We start from the raw sequence: 17,697 nt of genomic DNA on the forward strand, positions 1-17,697 counted from the left end.
TATGTCAGTTGCTATATCTGGGCTCTATATCAGTATCACTGCTATCTTAGTGGTGATGTTAGCGATGCGAGTGGTCAAGTTACGCCGTAAATATAAAATTGGTATTGGCAACTCTGATAATAAAGAGTTGAGAATTGCCAGTCGGGTACATGCAAACTTAGTTGAAAATGCATCGATAGCTATGATCTTGTTGCTGGTGGCTGAACTTAATGGTTTGAACCCCATGGTTTTACACTTGTTAGGCATTGTGTGGGTTATTGGACGAATACTACACGCTATAGGATTAACCAAGGGACGTGGAGGTTATCATTTAGGCCGATTTTGGGGCGGATTACTGAGTTGGTTGATGATCTTAACGCTGGCGGGCATCAATCTTGGGTATTTTATCGATAGCTTACTATAAGCAGTAAGTCATCGCTTCCTAAAACCGATTAGAGTAAACATCCATACAGCTTCTGGGGCTACTAGCCAAGGACTGTTATTTCCAGCTTAAACTCATTCGGCTGGTTGTTTTTTGTTCGCCTTTTACCTCTCTCACCTGCTATACTCCGCGTCCCATTTATCGGTGGCGTGAGAGTGTATGTTTGAATTGTTACTTTCCATTTTTCCAGCTCTGATAATGACGTGGGCACGAATTATTTTTTCATGTTTGATATTGATAGTTAGGCTGTAAAACTCATGCAAGTTGAATCTACGCTATTTACGTATCCCAAGTATCGCTCTGAATTGCAGCGACCAGCGCCATTTCTACCTATGTCTCGTAAAGAGATGGACAGATTAGGTTGGGATAGTTGCGACATTATCATCGTCACTGGTGATGCTTATGTGGATCATCCCAGCTTCGGCATGGCCGTTATCGGTCGTATGCTTGAGGCTCAGGGTTTTAGAGTGGGTATTATCTCTCAGCCTGACTGGTCAAACAAAAATGACTTTATGAAGTTAGGTAAGCCGAATCTCTATTTTGGTGTGACTTCTGGCAACATGGATTCGATGATTAACCGCTATACGGCTGAGCGTCGTATGCGTCATGATGACGCTTATACTGCAGGTAACATTGGTGGCAAACGTCCCGATCGTGCAGTGACAGTTTATACTCAGAGATGTAAAGAGGCTTTTAAACAGGTTCCAGTGATTATCGGTGGCATCGAAGCAAGTTTGCGTCGTATTGCTCATTATGATTATTGGTCCGATAAAGTACGCCGTAGCGTTATTTTAGATGCTAAGGCCGATATTCTGGTTTATGGAAATGCCGAGCGTCCTCTGGTTGAGCTCTCACATCGTCTTGCCGCCGGTGAGCCAATGTCAGAACTGCACAATATTCGTGGCACCACGGTTATTCGCAAAGAACCTATGCCGGGTTGGAAAGGCATGGATTCGCGCAAAATCGATCAGCTGCATAAGATCGATCCGATCCCACATCCTTACGGTGCCGATGATGTTGGCTGTAAAAACCTATCTGGGCCGTCGGATCTGAAAATATTCGATAACGAAGCACCGAAAGCCATTAGCGTACAACCCGCTAGGCCTAAGCCATGGGAGAACACTTATGTGTTGCTGCCAAGCTTTGAGAAGGTATCGGAAGATAAATACCTCTACGCCCACGCGTCACGTATCTTGCATCAAGAGCAGAACCCAGGTTGTGCTCGAGCCCTATTTCAAAAACATGCTGAGCGTGCGATTTGGGTTAATCCGCCGGCATGGCCTTTGTCTACCGAAGAGATGGACGGTGTGTTTGGTTTACCCTATGCCCGTGTGCCGCATCCTTCATACGGCAAAGAGGTTATTCCCGCTTACGACATGATCAAGACCTCAATCAATATCATGCGAGGCTGTTTTGGTGGTTGTTCATTTTGCTCTATTACCGAGCATGAAGGTCGGATCATTCAAAGCCGTTCACAAGAATCTATTGTGAAAGAGATTAAAGATATTCAAGAGAAAGTGCCTGGGTTTACCGGCGTTATCTCAGATCTCGGTGGTCCAACGGCTAACATGTACCACTTAGGCTGTAAGAGTGAGAAGGCAGAGAAAACCTGTCGTCGTATCTCCTGTATCTTTCCAGATATCTGTGGCCATATGGATACAGATCACCAGCCAACAATCGACTTGTATCGAGCTGCGCGTGAAGTGCCCGGCATTAAGAAGATTTTAATCGCATCGGGTGTGCGTTATGACCTAGCATCCCAAGATCCTCGTTATGTGAAAGAGTTGGCGACCCATCATGTTGGTGGTTATTTGAAGATCGCGCCAGAGCATACTGAAGATGGCCCGCTGAACAAGATGATGAAGCCGGGGATGGGCACTTACGACAAGTTCAAAGAACTGTTTGATAAATATTCTAGAGAAGCGGGTAAGAAACAGTATCTTATCCCTTATTTTATCTCGGCTCACCCTGGAACCAGCAATGAAGATATGGTTAACTTGGCCTTATGGCTCAAGGGTGAGAAGTTTAAGTTAGATCAGGTACAAAACTTCTATCCATCGCCAATGGCGAATGCGACGACGATTTATCACACTGAGCTTAATTCGCTTAAAAACGTAAAACATACCAGTGAAACGGTGACAGTGCCGAAGGGGGGGCGTCAGCGCAAGCTGCATAAGGCTTTGTTGCGTTACCATGATCCGCTAGGTTGGCCTATGATCCGTGAAGCGCTTATAGAGATGGGCAAAGAGAAGCTGATAGGCGGAGGGCTTAATTGCTTAGTGCCAGCTGAGTCGCGTCAGGAGCGTGAAGCAAATCGCAGTAAAGCTAAGGGCGGTAATAAGAGCCCATCAGCCAATAAAGAGCAAGGGGGCAAGAAAGCCTTTACGCGTTTCTCTGAAGATCAATTTGCCGATCGTAAGCCAAAGAGCCAAGGCAGCAAGTCGAGCGCAACAGCGAAATCGGGAGCAGGAAAAGCTGCTGGTGGACAAGGTCATTCTTCTACAACATCTAAGCAACGTCCGCCGAAGAAAAATGCTTGGGGAACCACACCTAAGTATCAAAGATAATCTCAGTAAAGTGAGCACTAGCTAAATATAATGGAATAAGGGAATATCAATGATATTCCCTTATTTTTTCTTTTTCTGTTGCGGAGTCAGTGATGGTAGATAATTCAGATGAGACGGTTAATGAAGCTTATAGTGAAGATGGCTTCTGGCTTAAGATAAAACAGTTTGCAAAGAAAGCGGGGCGAGAAGTGATCGAAAATGCCCTTTGTCTCTACTATGCGGCAAGAAAGCCCGATACACCTAGATGGGCCAAAACGATCATCTTCGGTGCGTTGGCCTATTTCATCACGCCATTGGATGCGATCCCAGACTTGACCCCTTTTGTCGGTTTTACCGACGATCTTGGCGCACTCGCCGCCGCATTAGCTATGGTCTCTATGTATGTCGATGATGGCGTGCAGCAGCAAGCTGCTGAAAAAACAGCGGCTTGGCTCGATTAATTAAAACATTTAAATATACTGATTTTCTAGCTGTTTTTATTCAACCACTGCGCCGTAGTGAATGCTTCTGCTCCACCGAATGAAAGAGATAACAAATTGGCCGCAACCAGCTGCTCTCCACTGAAGCTATGTTTACCATAATCCAATGTCGGTGCTGCAATGGCATCGCTAATGACCTCACAGCGATAGCCTTTGTTGGTGGCGCTGCGAGAAATCGTCTGTACACAGGCTTGAGCCATTGCGCCAACGATCACTAACTTTTCAACTCCTAGCTCAACCAGAGTTTGCTCAAGAGAGGTGTCGATAAAGCTGTCTATCTGATGTTTTACGACAACAGGTTCACTTTTCAGTGGTGCTACGCTCAGCTCAATTTCAACTCCAGGCGTATCAGTGCTGAAAAATGGTGCGTTCTCATCTTCGAAAATATGCTGAATATGGATCACTGGCAGCACCTGCTCTCTGAAGTGAGTCAGCAGAATTTTAGCTTGTTCAGTCGCTTTGTCAGTATTGTCTAGTGGAAAGCGTCCACTGGCGAAATAGTCATTTTGCAGATCGACCAATACCAGTGCTGTGCGCTTGTGTTGATCAAGCGGTGTGGCTAATTGGCTCAAGACACTGAAATCATCCTCTGCTAAATACCATTGGCCATCATCACCCAATGTCCAAAGCTCTTTACTGATAAAACCACTGGCAATATTCATCGACCAGTTGGCTGATAATATGGCTTGTTTATCGCTTAGCACTTTAATCTCAACATTACGGTAAACAAGTTGAGTTGGGCCACTTTTGGCAAATTCGTTCCAAAAGGCAGCTATTGCATCAATTCCGTCAAAACGGCCAAATGGAGACACCTGCATCGTGGCCTCAGGCAGATAGCGTTCGATACACGCTTGAACGTCACCTTGGTTAAAGTTGGCTATCCATTCACGGCTTGCTTGCATCACTGATAGGCGTATTGACTGACTCATAGTGTTACTCCTGATTAATCGATTTGTTTTTCTATGCTAGGCAGTTTATTGTTATTTGATTCTTTGATAATTAATCAAAAAGTGAAATTAATGTTCATAAAAAATGAACAAAGACGGTTGGCCTATCAGATGTTGGTGTTCGATGAGGTGATTAAGAAAGGCTCTTTTACGGCAGCGGCCGAGTCTTTAGGCCACACCAAGTCTGCAGTGAGCCAATACGTGAGCCAGCTAGAGGCTGCTCTCGGTGTGCGCCTGCTTAATCGCAGTACACGGCAGTTAAATTTGACTGTGGTTGGACAGCTACTAGCAAAACGAAGTGAGCAACTGCTCGATCTGCTGATGACAACCGTGGAAGAGGTTAAGTCCCATGAACTTGCGCCAGTGGGGCGTATTGCGATTACGGCTCCTCATGCTTTTGAGTCGAGTTTAGTAACGCCAATCGTTGCTCAGCTTTGCTATGAGTATCCTAAGTTGGTACCAGAACTGGTGTTCAGTGATGAGCGGTTGGATCTGTTGCAAAATAACTTAGACATTGCCATCTCAGTGGGGCCGCAAAAAGACAGCGCTTATCACGCGATATTGATTGGCAAACTAGACAGTATACTGGTGGCATCGTCCGCATACCTAGCAAGAAACAGCATCACTGGCCCATCGCTTAACTTACAACATCTGGTCGTTTTACCCTGGCAGCAGCAAGCCGTACTGGAGAGTCGTCATGGTGGGAGTATTTTGTTTCATAGTGATAAACAGTTAAAGGTGAATACCTCAATTAGCGGGATCAATAGCGTCAAATGCGGTGTAGGAGTCGGCCTCATGCCCTCCATTTTTGTAGAAGATGACCTAGCTTCAGGACAACTGCAGAGAGTGTTACCAGATTATCAGGGAAAGATAAGAGATGTGTATGCGCTTCACTCCTACCAACAGCAACTACCATTGGTGTTAAGACGATTTGTTGAACGATTAAAGATGGCGTTTGGTCGGGTGAGCGGTCTTGGAACGGGATAAAAATATCTCCCACAGCTTAAGCTAAAATTTATCTGCTTATGGTAATGTTAATCACAAATCATCGGAGATAATAATGAAAACAATAAAATACTCATACATTGGTCTGCTAACGGCTTCATTTTTTAGCTTGCCAGCTTTGGCCGTTACCACCGAACAGGATGCTTTTTTCGATAACCTAGCTGCGCATTGTGGTAAAGCTTTCGAAGGCACTGTGATTGGTGGTACTTCGGCAGATTCAGCCTTCAGTGGTAAGAAGCTGATTATGCATGTTCGTGAATGCAGTGATAGCGAGCTTAAAGTGCCATTTCATGTGGGCGATGATCATTCTCGTACTTGGGTTATCACTAAGACTCAGCATGGTTTACACCTAGCCCATGATCATCGTCATCAAGATGGCACTGAAGATAAAGTGACCATGTACGGCGGTGTAACCGCAACCATGGGCAGTACAACGTCGCAATCGTTTCCTGTTGATGCCTATTCGATCAATAATTTCAGAGACAACGGCTTAGATGTGTCAGTCACTAACGTGTGGCATATGTACATTAAACCAGAGGAGTTTACCTATCGACTAACTCGTGATAATCGTGATTTTAGAGTAGATTTTGATCTCACCAAACCAGTAGCGCTACCACCGGTACCTTGGGGACATAAGTAACTGCCTTTTAATGAAGGTTGATTATATTTTCTGGCGGAGTTTGATTTTGAAGAAATTTTTTAAGTCCTAGCTTAATCACATCTTTCATCTGTATCATATTTTTTGTTCAAACTTCGTCTGAAATTAACGCGGTGGTATTCCATACACCTCGTTCAGAGAGGCCATACACATGACCTTCACCCATGCATCCCAGATCTTGACCTATATCCATGAGGGTCGCCATGATGGTCCTACAGTATTTTTAACTACGTATTTCAGCATGTAAATCCATATATAAAGCCAGTTCAGCATATATGGCCCCATCCCGTTTGCAAGACATTTGATATCAATTTTGAGAAGAGTTCATTGCACCCATATATTCGGCCTGTTTATGAGGTTAACCTCTGGCCCTGATGGATATGTGCCTCTACTTTCCTTATCTCCCTGCGGCTTCTAAAGAGCCTATGCTGTCGTAAGGTTTTAAGTAGAGCAGTCTGACTGTCTCATCATCAAATCAAGTGTCGTAGCAACTTGGTGGTATGTTGTTTATGCTAACTCGGTTCGTTTTACTCTATGGCTACAAGCTATACAAATGCCTTATATTCATCCTCTCTCGCTGCAATAACCCACGCCATTCGTGCAAGTTTATTGGCAACGGCAACACAAGCCTTATTAAATCCTCTTCTTTCTGCCAGAGCGAATGCCCAGCGGCTTAACCTGTCTTCTTTACCTCCGCTGTGCTGCAAGACCGCTCTTGCACCATGTATAAACAATGTTCGTAAGTAAGCATTGCCTCTTTTGCTTATCCCTAACAGATTGTCTTTACCGCCACTACTATGTTGCTTTGGTACTAAGCCACACCAAGCAGAAAAGTGTCTACCATTGGTAAAATCTTTCCCCTCTCCAGCTGCAGCGTAAAAAGCGGTTGAAGTCACAGGACCAATACCAAGAATGGTTTCTAAACGCTGGCAGACTTGATTTGTTTTCATCTCCTCTAGCACTTGGGCATCGCAGCTTTTTAGCCGTTTCTCGATATCTATAAATTCCTCGTGCAGTTGGTTAAATATAAACCGCCCCTTCACTGTAAGTTCACTGCACTCATCAGATAAAATATCTGGAAAAGCCATCCTAAAAGCAGCCTTGCTTTTTGCTATCACAATACCGTACTCAGCCAGCATGCCTCTAACTTGGTTAATTAAGGCGGTAGACTGCTTATTTAAACGTTCTCTCATGCGATGAAGCATCTGCACATCTTGTTGTTCAACAGGCTTTGGTTGCACGAAACGCATGTTAGGCCTTTGAGCTGCTTCAGCTATAGCTAATGCGTCGTTATAGTCGTTTTTATTACCTTGCCTGTACGGAACAACATATTAAGGCGCGATTAGTTTCACTTGGTGACCTAGGCATTCAAACTCTCTAGCCCAGTAGTTAGCGCCACCACAAGCCTCCATTACAATAAGACACGGCTCTATCTTGGCAACAAACTGCAGAACATCTCTGCGTTTCAACATTTTCTTTTTAACTAACTTTCCTGCTTTATTTACGCCAACAAAATGAAAAACAGACTTTGCGATATCTAAACCAATTGTAGTAATCGTCATAGTGGACCCGTCCTCTTTCTGATGAGTTTTAGCAACTACATCGTGGCCCATTGCGAGGTCGATTAAAAGGGGATAGGTCCATTCCATTATCCATGCTTCTCGTTTACAGGGTATAACTTTGGGAGCTGCATTAATTTGAATGTGGCATCCGTGAAATTTTCATCTATTTATTATCTGTTGAAAAAAGACTTAAATAGATTTTTATCTGGATGACTTTCTGGATAGAGTATTCGAACCTCTCTTTAAAATAGCGAATATACCGAATGAAATATGGAAAGTACTTTATCTACTTACTACTGACCCTCTTTTTTTCGACCACAGACTTACTGGCCGACTCATCAGACCTATTGTTGACAAAGGATACTGAGTGGCGCTATTGGGCTAGTACAGAAACTGTAGCTGAAGGTTGGATGGCACCGGAGTTTAATGACAGCCTATGGCCAGTAGGAAAACCAGGCTTCGGTTATGGTGACGAAGATGACCAGACTATTCTGTCTGACATGCGTGGTCAATATTCCAAAGTCTACCTAAGAACTGGCATTGAGCTAACTGAAAAGCAAGCCTCTAACGTGTATAGATTAAGAGTGTTTATTGATGATGCCGCTAAAGTTTATCTCAATGGTGAGCTGATAGAAGCGTTTAATTATCACCGCGGAAAAGCTGTGGGATTAGCCGATGCTAAATTGTTTCAAAGTCGGATAAGCTTGAAAAGAGGTACCAACTTATTGGCTATCGAGGGGGATAATCATGCCCTAAACAGTAGCGATTTAAGCCTAGAACCATGGCTTACAGATGATAATTTGCCAACAGCTTCATTTTTACGAATGCGCAATGAAATTCGGTTGAGCCGAGTTCAAGCCCTAGAAGATTTACGTTCATTGCAATACCTACTTGTTGATAAGGCAGCATATTTGACCTTGCGCAATGATGATGTGATATCACAATTAGAATCAGTCGCTCAAACATTCCCCACTGAATTGTCAAATATTAAGCTATTGGAGCGAATCAATCCAGTGCTCAACAGTATGGGAGATTGTCATTATTCTAGCTCTATTTCTCCTTATTCCATTGAAGTTAACAGGAATCTGCCTTTTCGTTTGGCAGACTCTGACCTTGGTGTGGTTGCATTGGATAAAGAAGGGGACAACCTATTGAGGCAAGATGCTCCTTTGCTTATGAGTATTGATGGTATTCCTTTAGATAAGTTACTTATGATTGCCGCTTCGATGTCAAAAGATTGCTCTTTGCAAGGGAAGAGACGAAAGGCTATATCCAATCTTGCAGCATATTATCCTCTAATCAGGGCAAGGTTTGATTTTCCTGAAGCTGAGCTGATTAACATTGGGTTAGGGGATGGAGACAAAATAATAACAGAAGTGAAAGTGCGGAAGTCAGCAAGACCGTTGAGGGTTAAAAGAATTGCACTGGGGAAGAGCCGATATCTGAGTCATGGTGTGGCGTATCTGAGAATTAAAAAGATGGATAAGTCATTGTTAGCGGGAATTATTGCAAAGATGACTGAATATCAGAATAGTTCAGGGTTGATTATCGATATTCGTGGTAACGGCGGAGGTTCATATCATATCAGTGATGCATTGTTTGGCTATTTTCTGCCTCCCGGGCAGGCGGCTAAAGTTGTTAATGTCAGAGCCTATAAGTTATCACCGGATTTTAAACCCGGAATGCTGGATTATCGAAATGCTTATTTAATAGGTAGTGGCCCTAGAAGTGATGATGAGCACGCTGTTGTTAATCGGTTTGCAACGCAGTTTTCGCCTGTTTGGAGCGGGAGCGAGTCGCTGGGAAAACACTTTAGCCAATTGCATTACAAACTACTTGGTCGCAGTAAAGCCGTATCTCAATATTATTACTCTAAGCCAGTAGTATTGTTAACAGATGCAGGGTCAGGAAGCGCTGCTGATGGTTTTGCAAGCTTCTGGCAACAGCTTGATAATGTCACTTTAATTGGTGAACCAAGCTATGGTAAAAGTGGCAGTTCTCGCAGATATACTTTACCCAATAGTAAATTGAAGTTGAGGTTTTCTGCAGCACTTTCTTTTAGAGATAATGGACAACTGATTGAGGGGCGAGGTATCGAAGTTGATATAGATAAACGGCCTACGATTAACGACATTACCTCTGGGTCCGATTCAGTTTTAGATTATGCAGTGAAATACTTACATCAACTCGGATCAAGCTGAAATTCTACGAGTGAGGAACATAGTTGTTCTAGGTTTAAGCTCGTTAACACTGCATGGTTTACACCTAGCTCATGATCATCGTCATAAAAGATGACAGTGAAGATAAAGTGACCATGTACGGCGGTGTAACCGCAACCATGGGCAGTACAACCGAGCAATCGTTTCCTGTTGATGCCTATTCGATCAATAATTTCAGAGACAAAGGCTTAGATGTGTCAGTCACTAACGTGTGGCATATGTACATAAAACCAGAAGAGTTTACCTAGAACCTCCCCTTATTACTTCTCTTCAAAGGTAAATGACTGTCCTGCAAGCGCTGCTTCAAACATCAAGCCGCCTTTGGCCATGGTATAGACTGCCATTCCATTGATATATGAAGCTTTAGCCACCTTGCCTCCGGCGCCGCTTGAATTCCCTGTGGTACCAGCTTGGGCGTTTGCACCTATGGTGATGGCGACGGCTGACGCTTGGGCGCCAAATTCGAAACTGCCACTAGTAAAGGTTTCATAGGCTTTGGCATTTTTAAAGAAGATAATCTCGCTGTAGGCTTGACCGCCTATTTGAAAGCCTAAAGATATCTGCGTCAGGCTAGTGTCCCCCGTGTAGCTTTGGTTGCGGAATACTTTACCTTTACCGTAGGCGGCTCCGATCCCGAAACCGCCTTTACCTACGGTGGGGAAGATGGCGTAACCATAGGCGTTGTCGAAAAATTTATATGTGTCATTGGCCTGCTTAAATTTGGCAACAGTATTGGCATACTCTTCATCGGCGAGAGTGGCCTGTGAAAACATAAGCGTGGCGACCAAGCATGTTGCAGAGATCAGGCTAATAAGTTTTCTCATAATGGACTCCGTTCAAAATTCATGTCTCAGCATACGTATCTAAAATAAAAAAAGCGCCTTTTAAGGCGCTTTTTTACAAAGCTGTCAGCTTAGGTTCAGTTACTCTTCCCCCGAGACTTCTTTGCCCAAAACATAGTGATTGAACCATTTCTGGTCCCACTCCATCTTTGCTTTTCGGTGCTGATATTGACTTAAACCATGGCCTTCATCTGGGTAAACGATAAGCTCAACGGGTACATTAAGATAATGCTTCAGAGCGCGATATAGGCCTTGTGCGTGTCCCACTGGAACGCGCTGATCGTTCTCGCCAATATGAATAAGCGTAGGGGTTTTAATTTTATCGGCACGAGTTAAGGATGACCCATGGCTATAAGCGTCAGGCTGCTCCCAAGGCAGTCCTTGCATAAAGTTCACCACATGACCTGGTGTATCTTCGAGCATCCACTGTAAACGTTGATCAAATACCCCCGCGCCTGAACTCGCCGCTTTAAATCGAGTATTGGTACTGATTAATGCATTGGTCAGGTAGCCACCGTTACTCCAGCCCATAACGGCCATCTTATTGCCGTCGGCAATGCCTGCTTGGATAAGATGGTCAACTCCCGCCATGATGTCATTGACTTCGATAACATGTTCCTGACCGACAAGATCGGTTAAGAACTTGTCGCCGTAGCCTGTTGAACCACGATAGTTTGGTGATAATAGTGCCCAACCATCAGCGGTAAAAGTAGAGCGCCCATAGGATCTATGTTGTAGCGCATAGGGCGTTGCTGAAGTCGGGCCACCGTGGATCTGTACGATTAAGGGCAGTGGGCCATCCTCTTTTTTGTAGCCTGCTGGCAAGTCTAAAATGCCTTCGACAACCGTGCCGTCCTCAGCTGTCCATTTGACGATAGATATCTGTGGTAACGCCCAACTGTCGACTTGTGGGTTGATATTGGTCAGGCGTTTAGCCTTGGCATTTTTGCGGTTAGCGTCGGCAACAAACATATCTGAGAAATGATCGAGTCCGTTGTGACTAAAAGCCACTGTTTTGCCATTTTCGGTAAAGCTATAACTACCGATAACTCTATCCCCCTTGATGAGGTTACGGGTGTCGCCTTGTTTACCATCATCGACTTCAGTACAGAAGAGTTTTACTCGACCATGATCGCTGCCGCGATAACAGATCTCATCGCTATTAGGGCGCCATTTAATATCACCTGAGTTTAAGGTCATGTCACCGGTACGAGTGATGGCTAAAGAGGGCTCATCGGTTGCTTCAGCGTCAGCAATAAACAACTTACCTGGATGCCCGTCAAAATCGATTCTGAAAGCCAGGTTGGTATTGTTATCTTGCCAAGCTAGTCCAAGTAACCAGCCATAAGGTGACGGGGCATTGTCTCGCCATTGAGTATCAGCAAGGAGGCTATTGGTTTGTGTTACTGTGTCAAATACCTCTATATCTGACCAACCTTCTAGGCGAACAAGCTCATTATCATTGGTCGTTATACGGGCTATTTTGCTGCCATCATTGTTGACCTTAAACTCCCAAACTACTTTATCGTCATCGAGTAGGACTTGTTGTTTAAAATGTTGCAGATCCAGTTGATAAAGCGGGTTTGTTTTACGCTCCCCATGACCATATTCTGGGGTTGAGTGGGCAGAACGCATCGAAGCCCATTCATCTTTATCTTTGACTGTCTTGGTGGCTAAAAAGTAGAGGCTACTACCGTCATGGCTTAATTGAAAGCTGCTAACACCGTCCACTTCTTTCGTCATCGGTTGGCTGTCGCCACTGTTGACGGAGAGTCGAAACACTTGGGCTTTGCCATTGTAGGGGGCTTTGGCTTTATCCTGTTTAATTTTACCCAGATAGTAGATGTACTCTCCATCTGGACTCCACTGAGGACTGGACTCACTTTCATTGGTAAAAGTCATGCGTTTTGATTGACGGGTTTTAGTGTCGAGTAGCCAAAGGTCTCGTTGGCTTTTATCTAGCTCTTTATCCCAGCGAGATTCGAGCCAAACGGCTTGTTTTCCATTAGGACTGAGTTGGACATTAGACATGCCACCAATATCAAAAAAGTCATCGGTGGTAATGGCGTGTGTTCTTTGCGTTGCTGCAATTGATGAGGTTGTGACGAATAGACTAGCTGTAATGACCGCTAGCATGCTGAGATTATTGAGACTTCCCATGATGCTCCCTTCTTTTTAATTATTTTCAGACACAATAACTTAAACTGATAGGAGCTTAAATAAGAGGGGGTAAAAAAACATTGATGTGTTTGTTTAACTTCAACTCATGATTACAAAAGCTTTTGAATGGTGATGATTGCTTGTAGGAGAGTTAGATCATTGAATGTTTATTTAATCGTACTATCAAACTTTCGTAAGTGCCTGTTAGAAGCGTGCAGGGGAGGCTTACCGGGAACCGCTGAACGTTCAGCGAGTAGATGGCGAATAGCCATGATTGGATGAGGCAAAAGCATTCTGGGACCTGAAAAAATCATGATCTCTCTAGCTTTTACTTTCATATGTGGTTTGTAACAATGTACAGGGCATTTATTACAGGTGGGCTTATCTTGACCATAGGGACAGCGATCAAGCCGAGTGTGAGCATACTCTAAAAATGATAGGCACTCCTCACAGTGAGTATGTGTTACATGCTTATGATGGGTTCGACAATAGATCTTGACCATCGCTGCGATGGTCCTATATTCGTAGAGTAACTTATCGCTTAACAACTCTTGAACCGTCATCTCTAGCTCCAAATAATTAGTCCAATTCGATGTTCAGCGTTATCGAAAGGGATTTGTGAGTAAAACATTTATATCATTGCTTCATTTTAGATAAACGAGCAGTATAATCCATGAAGGTGCGCACAAAATAGAGCTTTAACACTTCATTGATTAACTATCTGTTCGTTAATTAATGTTTTGTGATGCCCATCTCGTCAAATTGTTAGATATAATGGCGCAAGTGTTAGGCTATTTCTTTGTTTTGTACAAATTATTTATTGGATAATGGCTTCGAGTAAATGGAGTTTGATAGTGACAAAACTGAATAATTTGGCTAATTCAAATAAAAAATCTGATAAACACTTGATTTATAGCAAGAGAATGCATTAATAATAACGCTTGCTAGTTGTACATTTACGACGAGTTAAACTTAACCAAATTATTTAGATTTAGTAGGAAATCACTGGTGGATGACAATGAAATATATAGCCATTGTATTACTAGTTGTTTTAGGTGTTTATCTTTATAGACGCGCTAAACGGCTGGCGGAAAACGAACAGGAAATAATGACACCTGGCGAAAAAGAGATTGATGAAACGCCTGCTGCCCAGCAATTGCCAGCAGATGAGGTTCAAGTTGAGGAAGATAAAGTTATAGAGGTTATTGAGACTTCTTCAGCTGAGAAACTTGAGACTCTTGCAAGTGACAAGCTTGGGGGAACTCAAGAAGAAGTAGCCATTACTACGATTTTGTCGGACGTTAACCCTGCAGAGCCAGAGCCAGAGCCAGAGCCAGAGCCAGAGCCAGAGCCAGAGCCAGAGCCAGAGCCAGAGCCAGAGGTTGTATCGGATGAATCGTGGGCTAATGATAAGTTAACCCACTCTCTGGTAGAGTACCGTGCATCTTCAGACAGTGCGATTAAGCATTTAGCCCTGCTTGCGGCAATTGGCGAATGTTATAAACAGCGTAAACAAGCCGAATATGCGAATTACGGCGCAGGGTTAACGCCAGCGTATATTGAATTGTTCGCATCGCTAAAATCGCCGTCGAGTGAAAAAGGGGTTGGCTTCATGCACCTTTCGACCTTGCTTAATGATACAGGTCTGTTCGATGAAGCGATAAGCATTTGTCAAAAGGCCACAAACTACGGTTTGAATGATGGTACTGTGACCGGATTCGAAGGACGAATTGTTCGGATCGAAAAAGCTAAGGCTAAAGCGAAAAAGTAAGTAAAACGGCGTATTAGTATCGGCGTAAGCTGTGTAAAATGAGGCGAACTTAGGTTCGCCTTTTTTATTGGTTGCTGTTTAACGCCATTTAGGAGTGTTTATGAGGTTGGTTTTACTGGGTTTAATTATCTCTTCTTTGACGGCTTGTACGCAAAACCCTGAGTGGACCTTGTTCTACTACGCTGATGAGCCGAATATTCCCACCGCTGCAAATCCTGGTGAGTATATCTCTGGCTACTATTCGACTTCAGAACAGTGTCTGTTGAAAGGGGCTGGTATGGTCAAATTGAGTGATTCTGGTGTCGGCAGTTTTCAGTGCGGCCAGTTATGTGTGGCAAACGACAAGGGGTCATTAACTTGTCAGGCATTCGTTGATTCATTAATCTTCTAAGCCAAATTAATCGGAGAACTGTATTTTTGTTTCTTTTAGTTAGCCCATGTTAAAATCAAGTGATTTGGGTGTGTATCAGTATGTTAAGAGATCTTGTTAATGAAGTTAGCATCAGTACAACTTGATCCTATGTCGAAGAGTTTGTCGATTCAGGCCCACATCGACTTTGACGATTTTGCGCTTTTTGCTGAGTCGTTAGCTACCGCTATTGATGCCAAAATCTTAGCGCGTCAATGGGGAGCTGATCGGCACCAGTGGTTACTGGAGTTTGAAGATACCTTGCTGCAGCTTAACTATGAGTTTTATGGTGACATCTGCTGGTTATCGGTGGATCGGAATGATGAATTTGAAGTGCTAGAGTTTCTTGCTAGCCTGTTGGAGCTACAAAAATGAACCAAGAAAATCGAGGTGCGGCGTTTCATTATCAGGCATTAACGCCTGATCTTATTCTGGATGCCATTGAAAGTCTGGGGATCTACCCAGAAACGGGTCTGTTAGCACTCAATAGTTATGAGAATCGAGTTTATCAATTTCGCAGTGATGATGGCGTTCGTTATGTGGTGAAATTCTATCGCCCAGAGCGTTGGAGTAATGAACAGATCCAAGAAGAACATGATTTTTCTCAATCCCTTTTTGATGAAGAGATCCCTGTGGCAACGCCAATAATCATCAATGGCCGTTCACTGCATGAGTATAAAGGCTTTAGGTTCGCTCTGTTTCCATCTATTGGTGGCCGATCGTTTGAAGTGGATAACTTAGAACAGCTGGAATCGACTGGACGTTTTATTGGTCGTATTCATCAGTTTTCACAGCAGGGGAAGTTTAAACATCGTGACTTAGTGAATCCACAGGTGTTAGGGGACGAGTCGCTGCTTTGGCTGAAGGAGTCCGGTCATGTACCCTCTTCGTTAGTTTTACCTTATTTTACGATTGTCGAACAAGTGTTAGATAAATCAAAAGAGATCTGGGCTAGACAGAATCCTAAACAGATACGTTTACATGGCGATCTTCACCCAGGGAACATCTTGTGGACACCCGATGGACCCGGTTTTGTCGATTTAGATGATGCGCGTACCGGGCCTGCGATTCAAGACCTTTGGATGATGATCACAGGTGATAGGCCACAGAAATTACTCCAGTTAGAAATCTTGCTTGAAGCTTATGAGGAGTTCTGCGAGTTTGATACTAAAGAGTTAACCTTGATTGAGCCGTTAAGAGCTATGCGCATGTTGCATTACAATGCCTGGTTAAGTCGCCGTTGGGAAGACCCCGCTTTTCCTATGAACTTTCCCTGGTACGGCGAAGAGAAATACTGGGAGCAGCAGATTCTCTCATTTAAGGAGCAACTAGCGGTACTGGACGAGCCAGCGCTGAGCCTTATTCCAGGGTATTAATGCTAATTTTGCATTTATGGCTCTTATTTTGTAACAGAAAAATGAACTAATATGCTTGAGATAGACTCGAAAGAACATTATGTTATCCATCAAATTATTAAAATTACCTAGCGTATTGCGCAAAGAAAAAGGAATCATCATGAAAAAAGCATTACTGATTGCTCTAGCCCTATTAATGGCGCCGATGGCAGCAGTCGCTGTCGATTACAAAGAGGGCGTGCATTACACTGTGATCAATGACGGTCCCGCAACGGCTAAACCTGAAATTACAGAGTTTTTCTCGTTTTATTGTGGTCACTGCTTTAACTTCTCTAAAGTACAAGTTCCTCAAATAAAAGCGAATTTACCAGAAGGTGTGGTGTTTAAACAGAATCATGTTGAGTTTATAGGTCGAGAGATGGGGACTGAAATGTCACGTGCTTTTGCTGTCGCTCACCAGCTGAAAGTTGATGAGAAGATTGAAAAAGCGATTTTTAGTGCAATTCATGAGAAGAAACAGCATTTCACTAATCGTGATGATGTTCGTAATATATTTATTGATAATGGCGTCGATGGTAAAGATTTCGATGCTGCAGCGAATTCATTTATGGTGAGTGCTCAAATGTCACAGATGAAGCGTGCGACTGAAAATGCACAAATTTCAGGTGTGCCAGCACTTGTAGTTAACGGTAAGTACCGTGTAGAAACTGGGGCTATTAAGTCTTATGACGAACTACTTGATATCGCTTATTACTTAACAAGTAAAAAGTAAGCACAAGTTATTGCTAGTTGATTAAAGGAGCCTAACGGCTCCTTTTTTGTACATGGATGTACTTATCCCTGATCGCAGGGATAGCGATTGAAGGGATTTGTGTTTGGATGTACTTATCCCTGATCGCAGGGCACCTTAAATGCTCCCTGCATTTATTGGCATTTCTTACATCCATGTAGGTCAAAGCGATAAAAGGGATTTGTGTCAGGCTTCTCGTGATCAAGAATTATGCAGATTGCCAAGGGCCTATGATGTTCCCGACATCATTACGGCATTTCCTACTTCCACGTCGATCAAGGCAACAAATCTGCGTTGTGTCTGGTGTCTATTCAGCAATCTGCGTGACATCAGGAGATTTTGAGCAGAAAGTTACGTCGCTTAGAATTCAGGTATCGACTTAATTAGTTGTTTAAAAGACATAAAAAAACCGTATTTCCTGGTCGCAAGAAATACGGCTGTTGAACCATACGGCTCAGTTTTACCCTGAGTAACAAAGCTAACATAGCAGGGTGTCAATTTATTGGCAAGTG

General features: G+C 43.5%; 15 protein-coding genes and 2 pseudogenes. 12 read left to right on the forward strand and 5 right to left on the reverse strand.

Annotation, left to right across the window (positions count from 1 at the left end; genetic code table 11):
* Nucleotide 1 precedes the first annotated feature (1 nt).
* The 3 genes from HWQ47_RS02470 to HWQ47_RS02480 all read left to right on the forward strand — a co-directional run bounded on the left by HWQ47_RS02470 (nucleotide 2) and on the right by HWQ47_RS02480 (nucleotide 3,428).
* On the forward strand, nucleotides 2-403 hold the full coding sequence (locus HWQ47_RS02470; protein WP_269969621.1) for an MAPEG family protein: 402 nt from the start codon (nucleotides 2-4) through the stop codon (nucleotides 401-403).
* Between the two features lie 275 nt (nucleotides 404-678).
* Nucleotides 679-2,988 (forward strand): YgiQ family radical SAM protein, encoded by a 2,310-nt coding sequence (locus HWQ47_RS02475; protein WP_269969622.1) that lies wholly within the window; start codon nucleotides 679-681, stop codon nucleotides 2,986-2,988.
* Nucleotides 2,989-3,080: 92 nt separating this feature from the next.
* Nucleotides 3,081-3,428, forward strand: a complete 348-nt coding sequence (locus HWQ47_RS02480; protein ID WP_269969623.1) for a YkvA family protein — start codon at nucleotides 3,081-3,083, stop codon at nucleotides 3,426-3,428.
* Nucleotides 3,429-3,454: 26 nt separating this feature from the next.
* Here HWQ47_RS02480 and HWQ47_RS02485 read toward each other — a convergent pair whose 3' ends face one another.
* Complete coding sequence (locus tag HWQ47_RS02485; RefSeq protein ID WP_269969624.1) at nucleotides 3,455-4,396, reverse strand: isochorismatase family protein; 942 nt, start codon at nucleotides 4,394-4,396, stop codon at nucleotides 3,455-3,457.
* A 90-nt stretch (nucleotides 4,397-4,486) separates the two neighbouring features.
* Here HWQ47_RS02485 and HWQ47_RS02490 point away from each other — a divergent pair, with 90 nt between their 5' ends.
* Nucleotides 4,487-5,401: a LysR family transcriptional regulator gene (locus tag HWQ47_RS02490; RefSeq protein WP_269969625.1), complete on the forward strand. Its 915-nt coding sequence runs from the start codon at nucleotides 4,487-4,489 to the stop codon at nucleotides 5,399-5,401.
* A gap of 73 nt (nucleotides 5,402-5,474) precedes the next feature.
* Nucleotides 5,475-6,059 carry a hypothetical protein gene (locus HWQ47_RS02495; protein ID WP_269969626.1) on the forward strand — a complete coding sequence of 195 codons (585 nt, stop codon included), beginning with the start codon at nucleotides 5,475-5,477 and terminating at the stop codon, nucleotides 6,057-6,059.
* Between the two features lie 563 nt (nucleotides 6,060-6,622).
* Here HWQ47_RS02495 and HWQ47_RS02500 read toward each other — a convergent pair.
* Nucleotides 6,623-7,639: pseudogene (locus HWQ47_RS02500) on the reverse strand (IS110 family transposase).
* 263 nt (nucleotides 7,640-7,902) lie between these two features.
* Between HWQ47_RS02500 and HWQ47_RS02505 the strand changes: the two are divergent.
* Together HWQ47_RS02505 and HWQ47_RS02510 are read left to right on the forward strand one after the other, a co-directional pair.
* Nucleotides 7,903-9,840, forward strand: a complete 1,938-nt coding sequence (locus tag HWQ47_RS02505) for a S41 family peptidase (protein WP_269969627.1) — start codon at nucleotides 7,903-7,905, stop codon at nucleotides 9,838-9,840.
* 46 nt (nucleotides 9,841-9,886) lie between these two features.
* A pseudogene (locus HWQ47_RS02510) lies at nucleotides 9,887-10,103 on the forward strand (hypothetical protein); the annotation flags it as partial.
* Nucleotides 10,104-10,118: 15 nt separating this feature from the next.
* Here HWQ47_RS02510 and HWQ47_RS02515 read toward each other — a convergent pair.
* The 3 genes from HWQ47_RS02515 to HWQ47_RS02525 form a co-directional block, all read right to left on the reverse strand.
* Nucleotides 10,119-10,682 carry a lipid-binding SYLF domain-containing protein gene (locus HWQ47_RS02515; RefSeq protein WP_269969628.1) on the reverse strand — a complete coding sequence of 188 codons (564 nt, stop codon included), beginning with the start codon at nucleotides 10,680-10,682 and terminating at the stop codon, nucleotides 10,119-10,121.
* A 99-nt stretch (nucleotides 10,683-10,781) separates the two neighbouring features.
* Nucleotides 10,782-12,860 (reverse strand): S9 family peptidase, encoded by a 2,079-nt coding sequence (locus HWQ47_RS02520; RefSeq protein WP_269969629.1) that lies wholly within the window; start codon nucleotides 12,858-12,860, stop codon nucleotides 10,782-10,784.
* 167 nt (nucleotides 12,861-13,027) lie between these two features.
* On the reverse strand, nucleotides 13,028-13,423 hold the full coding sequence (locus HWQ47_RS02525) for a nitrous oxide-stimulated promoter family protein (protein WP_269969630.1): 396 nt from the start codon (nucleotides 13,421-13,423) through the stop codon (nucleotides 13,028-13,030).
* Nucleotides 13,424-13,878: 455 nt separating this feature from the next.
* On the opposite strand from HWQ47_RS02525, the gene HWQ47_RS02530 reads away from it, so the two are divergent.
* The 5 genes from HWQ47_RS02530 (at nucleotide 13,879) to HWQ47_RS02550 (ending at nucleotide 17,167) form a co-directional block, all read left to right on the forward strand.
* Nucleotides 13,879-14,631, forward strand: coding sequence for a hypothetical protein (locus tag HWQ47_RS02530; protein ID WP_269971643.1), 753 nt, complete (start codon nucleotides 13,879-13,881; stop codon nucleotides 14,629-14,631).
* 100 nt (nucleotides 14,632-14,731) lie between these two features.
* Nucleotides 14,732-15,022 carry a hypothetical protein gene (locus HWQ47_RS02535; protein ID WP_269969631.1) on the forward strand — a complete coding sequence of 97 codons (291 nt, stop codon included), beginning with the start codon at nucleotides 14,732-14,734 and terminating at the stop codon, nucleotides 15,020-15,022.
* A 99-nt stretch (nucleotides 15,023-15,121) separates the two neighbouring features.
* Nucleotides 15,122-15,415 carry a DUF3630 family protein gene (locus HWQ47_RS02540; RefSeq protein WP_269969632.1) on the forward strand — a complete coding sequence of 98 codons (294 nt, stop codon included), beginning with the start codon at nucleotides 15,122-15,124 and terminating at the stop codon, nucleotides 15,413-15,415.
* On the forward strand, nucleotides 15,412-16,416 hold the full coding sequence (locus HWQ47_RS02545) for a serine/threonine protein kinase (RefSeq protein ID WP_269969633.1): 1,005 nt from the start codon (nucleotides 15,412-15,414) through the stop codon (nucleotides 16,414-16,416). Before HWQ47_RS02540 ends, HWQ47_RS02545 begins: the two co-directional genes overlap by 4 nt.
* 139 nt (nucleotides 16,417-16,555) lie before the next feature.
* Nucleotides 16,556-17,167: a thiol:disulfide interchange protein DsbA/DsbL gene (locus tag HWQ47_RS02550; RefSeq protein WP_269969634.1), complete on the forward strand. Its 612-nt coding sequence runs from the start codon at nucleotides 16,556-16,558 to the stop codon at nucleotides 17,165-17,167.
* Nucleotides 17,168-17,697: the final 530 nt, after the last annotated feature.

The organism is Shewanella sp. MTB7 (assembly GCF_027571385.1).
Taxonomy (GTDB): domain Bacteria; phylum Pseudomonadota; class Gammaproteobacteria; order Enterobacterales; family Shewanellaceae; genus Shewanella.

What these genes read in the sequence shown, in the direction of transcription:
- HWQ47_RS02470 (WP_269969621.1), top strand. Translation starts at nt 2, where the DNA reads ATGTCAGTTGCTATATCTGGGCTCTATATCAGTATCACTGCTATCTTA.
- HWQ47_RS02490 (WP_269969625.1), top strand. Translation starts at nt 4,487, where the DNA reads ATGTTCATAAAAAATGAACAAAGACGGTTGGCCTATCAGATGTTGGTG.
- HWQ47_RS02520 (WP_269969629.1), bottom strand. Translation starts at nt 12,860, where the DNA reads ATGGGAAGTCTCAATAATCTCAGCATGCTAGCGGTCATTACAGCTAGT.
- HWQ47_RS02495 (WP_269969626.1), top strand. Translation starts at nt 5,475, where the DNA reads ATGAAAACAATAAAATACTCATACATTGGTCTGCTAACGGCTTCATTT.
- HWQ47_RS02530 (WP_269971643.1), top strand. Translation starts at nt 13,879, where the DNA reads ATGAAATATATAGCCATTGTATTACTAGTTGTTTTAGGTGTTTATCTT.
- HWQ47_RS02480 (WP_269969623.1), top strand. Translation starts at nt 3,081, where the DNA reads ATGGTAGATAATTCAGATGAGACGGTTAATGAAGCTTATAGTGAAGAT.
- HWQ47_RS02515 (WP_269969628.1), bottom strand. Translation starts at nt 10,682, where the DNA reads ATGAGAAAACTTATTAGCCTGATCTCTGCAACATGCTTGGTCGCCACG.
- HWQ47_RS02475 (WP_269969622.1), top strand. Translation starts at nt 679, where the DNA reads ATGCAAGTTGAATCTACGCTATTTACGTATCCCAAGTATCGCTCTGAA.
- HWQ47_RS02545 (WP_269969633.1), top strand. Translation starts at nt 15,412, where the DNA reads ATGAACCAAGAAAATCGAGGTGCGGCGTTTCATTATCAGGCATTAACG.
- HWQ47_RS02485 (WP_269969624.1), bottom strand. Translation starts at nt 4,396, where the DNA reads ATGAGTCAGTCAATACGCCTATCAGTGATGCAAGCAAGCCGTGAATGG.
- HWQ47_RS02535 (WP_269969631.1), top strand. Translation starts at nt 14,732, where the DNA reads ATGAGGTTGGTTTTACTGGGTTTAATTATCTCTTCTTTGACGGCTTGT.
- HWQ47_RS02525 (WP_269969630.1), bottom strand. Translation starts at nt 13,423, where the DNA reads ATGACGGTTCAAGAGTTGTTAAGCGATAAGTTACTCTACGAATATAGG.
- HWQ47_RS02505 (WP_269969627.1), top strand. Translation starts at nt 7,903, where the DNA reads ATGAAATATGGAAAGTACTTTATCTACTTACTACTGACCCTCTTTTTT.
- HWQ47_RS02550 (WP_269969634.1), top strand. Translation starts at nt 16,556, where the DNA reads ATGAAAAAAGCATTACTGATTGCTCTAGCCCTATTAATGGCGCCGATG.
- HWQ47_RS02540 (WP_269969632.1), top strand. Translation starts at nt 15,122, where the DNA reads ATGAAGTTAGCATCAGTACAACTTGATCCTATGTCGAAGAGTTTGTCG.